Here is a 3,963-nt window from a genome sequence, read left to right on the forward strand (position 1 = left end):
TGGTCTCGGGCAGGTTGATCCCGACGTGTTGGGCGGGGGCCGGTGTGGTGGGTCGTTGGCGGAATCTTTCTGGGTGTCGTTCGTAGTAGTCCTGGTGGACTTGGTCTCGCTTGTCCCAGAGCTCTTTCCAAGAGCCGTTGTGGACTTGTGAGGGTGAGAACAGCGCGATGCCGGAGTGTTTGTGATCGGTGCTGTACCAGTGCACATAGTCGGTGAGGTACTCCCTCGCGGCCTCGAGATCGTCAAAGATCCGGGGGTAGCCGGGCCGGTATTTCATGGTGCGAAACCCTGACTCCGAGTTATTCCGAATTCGGAATAACTCGGATTATGCCGGGCCCGTGATTATGCCGAACACGGACCGGCGCGGGCATGTTTGTGCTGGTCAGGGGGCTGTCGCGGCCTGACCTATTCGGCATAATTACGTGGTCGTTTGATGCTTGCTCTGTACAGGTTTTTCGTTCAGAGGAGGCCAAGATGAAGAAGCGGCAGTCAGTGGGTGTTGCTGGTCCACTTTCGTTGTATGTCGAGGGGTATCGGGTGAGCCTCGAAGGCCGGGGTTATGCTCCAGACTCCGTTCACTGGAGGCTGCGGCAGTTCGCCGTGCTGGCTCGTTGGATGCTCAACCAAGGTTTGGCCGTCGGCGATCTGGATGCCGGGTGTGTGGAGCGGTTGGTTGCGGCCCGACGGGCCCAGGGACGAACAACGTTCGTGTCGGTTGCGAATTTTGCGCTTCCGATCGCGTATTTGCGTGGGATCGACGTAGCGCCCGAGGTCCCATCACCAGTGGATCACGTCGCGCAGCTTCTTGAGCGGTATCGCAGCTATCTGGCCACTGAGCGTGGCCTTGCCGAGGGTTCGATATCGGGCAACATGCATGTCGCCGAATGTTTCTGCAAGGGACGGGATTCCCGGTTGGAGGAGCTCTCGGCAGCCGAGGTCACGGCGTATATCGCAGCACTGGCCGCACGCTCAAGTGTCGGGTGGTCGAAGAAGACGGTGAGCGCGTTGGCATCCTTTCTGCGGTTCCTCCACGTCACAGGTATCACCGCTCAGCCTCTCGCTTTGGCGCTTCCGAAGGTCGCCGGACACCGTCAAAACGTGCCGTGTGAGCTTGGCGAACATGATTTCGCCCGTCTGCTTGGCGGCTGTGACTGCGGTCGCGACGTGGGGTTACGCGACAGCGCGATTCTGACGGTTCTGTGGCGGCTGGGACTGCGCTGCGGTGAGGTGGCCGGGTTGCGGGTCGATGACATCGACTGGCGGCACGGTGAAATCACGATCCGGGGAAAAGGCAACCATCAGGAGCTTCTCCCGATCCCCAAAGACGTCGGTGAGGCAATCGTGCGCTACCTCCAGGATGGCCATCGCCGAGTTCCGCCGGGTTGCCGTGCCCTGTTCGTCCAGATGAGAGCACCGGAAGGCCCGATGAGCCCCACCGGTGTCGGTGACGTCGTGGAGCGCCTATGCCGTCGCGTTGGGCTGCCTGCAATGGGAGCGCACCAGCTACGGCACGGCACCGCGACGCAGCTGGTCCGCAACGGCGCTTCATGGCCGGAGATCGCACAGGTCATGAGGCACCGGAGCATGGCGGTCACCGTGTCCTACACCACCGTCGACTCTGCGCTCATGCGCGAGTTGGCACGGCCCTGGCCTGGTGCGTGATGACTGATCTTTCCGCAGCGGTCGACTCCTATCTCGCCATGCGTCGTGGTCTGGGCTTCAAACTCGTCGATGCCGGGTCCTTGTTGCCGGACTTCGTCGGCTACCTGCACAAGAATGGCGCCGAGCATGTCAGCACCGAATTGGCCCTTGCATGGGCAACCCGGCCCGTGAACACCCACCCGGTCTGGTGGCGTCAACGACTGTGCTTCGTTCGCGGGTTCGCCGAGTACTTGCGCACCATCGACCCAGAGACCGAGGTGCCGCCAGCTGACCTGCTGCCGGCACGGCAGCAGCGCCTTGCACCGTACTTGTACTCCGGTGCTGACATCGCGGCCCTGATGGCGTCCGCCCGGTCCCTAAACCCGCCCCTGCGTGCCGCCACCTACGAGACGATCATCGGCTTGCTTTCAGTCACCGGCCTGCGACTCGGGGAAGCCCTGGCTCTCAACCGCGAGGACATCGACAAAAAGCACTTACTGCTGGTTGTCCGGCATGCCAAGGGTGGCGGGCGAAAGGTGCCGCTGCACGAAACAACCCTCCGGGCGCTCCAACACTATTTCGACTGCGTCGACCGCCACTTCCCGGACCCGATGTCACCGTCGGTGTTCGTCTCGATACGGGGCACCAGGATGAACAAGGACTCAATACACGCAACGTTTCCGCTCCTGATCGACCAGGCAGGGCTGACCGGGAGAGGGCAACGACCCCGGCCCCGAATACATGACCTCCGCCACAGCTACGCGGTTCGCCAACTGATCGACTGGCACCAACAGCATGCCGATGTCGACGCCCGAATACCCCTGCTCTCAGCTGTCCTCGGACACAGCGATCCCGCATCCACCTACTGGTATCTGCAAGCCGCCCCCGAACTCTTCGCCATCGTCGGAGCGCGCCTTGAGGAATTCCTGGGAGAACTACCATGAGCCTGCTCGCCCCGACCCTGCAAAAGTTCTTCACCGACCGCCTCCTCACCCAACGGCAGGTCAGCCCGGCCACCGTCGCCGCCTACCGCGATACGTTCCGGCTGCTCTTCGGATTCATCGCCGAGACAAAGAAGCTCGCTCCGGCGGGCCTGGACATCGCCGACCTCGACGCCCCGACGATCGGAGCGTTCCTCAGCTATCTGGAAACCGGGCGGGGCAACACCGTGCGAAGCCGCAACGCGCGCCTGGCCGCGATCCATTCGCTGTTCAAGTTCGCCGCGCACGAGCACCCCGAACACGCCGACCTGATCTCGCGCGTCCTGGCGATCCCACAGAAACGGTTCGATCAAGGCATCGTTGCGTTCCTCAGCAAAGAGGAAGTTGAAGCGATCCTCTCCGTCCCGGACAAAGACACCTGGCTCGGTCGCCGTGACCACGCGCTGCTCACCGTCGCAGTCCAAACAGGTTTGCGCGTCGCGGAACTCACCGGCCTGCGGCGCGACGACGTCAACCTGACAACCGGGCCTCACGTTCGTTGTCGTGGCAAGGGCCGAAACAACGATCCACACCTTTGACCGCCGGGACCGTCGCCACGCTGCGGGAATGGTTGAAAGCGAATGACGCCCAGCCCGGCTCGCCACTGTTCCCAAGCCGACACGGGACACCGTTGAGTACCGACGCCGTTGAATGGCTGGTGAACAAATATGCCAGCGCCGCGGCATCTCGCTGCCCATCGCTGGCGAACAAGCGAGTCACCCCTCACGTCCTGCGCCACAGCGCTGCCATGTTCCTACGCGAAGCAGGGGTGGATATCTCGGTAATCGCCCTCTGGCTCGGCCACGAAAGTATCGCCTCGACACAGATCTATATGCATGCCGACCTCGCCGTCAAACAACGGGCTCTGGACAAGACCACGCCCCTGGAAGTAGCCCCGAACCGCTACCGCCCGCCGGACTCGCTGCTTGCCTACCTCGACACACTCTGAATTATGCCGAATAGGTCAGGCCGCGACAGCCCCCTGACCAGCACAAACATGCCCGCGCCGGTCCGTGTTCGGCATAATCACGGGCCCGGCATAATCCGAGAAGGGATTGTCGTTGGAGACGTACGGGCGGTTATGGGACAGTTCCACGCCGTGGGCGGTGAGGGTGTCACGGAGCAGGTTTGATCTCATGGCCGGGCCTGAATCGGCATGCACGATGCGCGGGGCGCCGTGCCGGGCGATGGCTGTCTCGAACATGTCCGCGGCGAGGTGGTCGGACTCGCGGTCCTCCACCCGCCAGCCGACGATCTCCCGGGAGAAGATGTCCATGATTGAGTACACCTTGAAAACCTTCCCCTGCCACTTGGAATAGACGTCGGAGATGTCCCACGACCA

General features: G+C 62.6%; 3 protein-coding genes and 2 pseudogenes. 3 read left to right on the forward strand and 2 right to left on the reverse strand.

The genetic code is table 11. From position 1 onward, the window contains the following. A pseudogene (locus DAD99_RS22400) lies at window positions 1–277 on the reverse strand (IS3 family transposase); the annotation flags it as partial. A gap of 197 nt (window positions 278–474) precedes the next feature. Here DAD99_RS22400 and DAD99_RS21225 point away from each other — a divergent pair. The 3 genes and pseudogenes from DAD99_RS21225 (at window position 475) to DAD99_RS21235 (ending at window position 3,570) form a co-directional block, all read left to right on the forward strand. Continuing rightward, window positions 475–1,662 carry a tyrosine-type recombinase/integrase gene (locus DAD99_RS21225; RefSeq protein WP_193343155.1) on the forward strand — a complete coding sequence of 396 codons (1,188 nt, stop codon included), beginning with the start codon at window positions 475–477 and terminating at the stop codon, window positions 1,660–1,662. Continuing rightward, window positions 1,662–2,585, forward strand: coding sequence for a tyrosine-type recombinase/integrase (locus tag DAD99_RS21230; RefSeq protein WP_227008368.1), 924 nt, complete (start codon window positions 1,662–1,664; stop codon window positions 2,583–2,585). Before DAD99_RS21225 ends, DAD99_RS21230 begins: the two co-directional genes overlap by 1 nt. Further along, window positions 2,582–3,570 (forward strand): annotated as a pseudogene (locus DAD99_RS21235) (tyrosine-type recombinase/integrase). Before DAD99_RS21230 ends, DAD99_RS21235 begins: the two are co-directional and overlap by 4 nt. A gap of 15 nt (window positions 3,571–3,585) precedes the next feature. Here DAD99_RS21235 and DAD99_RS21240 read toward each other — a convergent pair. Then, window positions 3,586–3,963 (reverse strand): DDE-type integrase/transposase/recombinase (locus DAD99_RS21240; RefSeq protein WP_193343157.1); only part of this gene is annotated, 378 nt, incomplete at its 5' end.

Source organism: Pseudarthrobacter sp. AB1, from assembly GCF_014926485.1.
Lineage (GTDB): Bacteria > Actinomycetota > Actinomycetes > Actinomycetales > Micrococcaceae > Arthrobacter.

Excerpts from the sequence above, each read along its gene's own strand:
- DAD99_RS21230 (WP_227008368.1), top strand. The coding sequence starts at position 1,662 with ATGACTGATCTTTCCGCAGCGGTCGACTCCTATCTCGCCATGCGTCGT.
- DAD99_RS21225 (WP_193343155.1), top strand. The coding sequence starts at position 475 with ATGAAGAAGCGGCAGTCAGTGGGTGTTGCTGGTCCACTTTCGTTGTAT.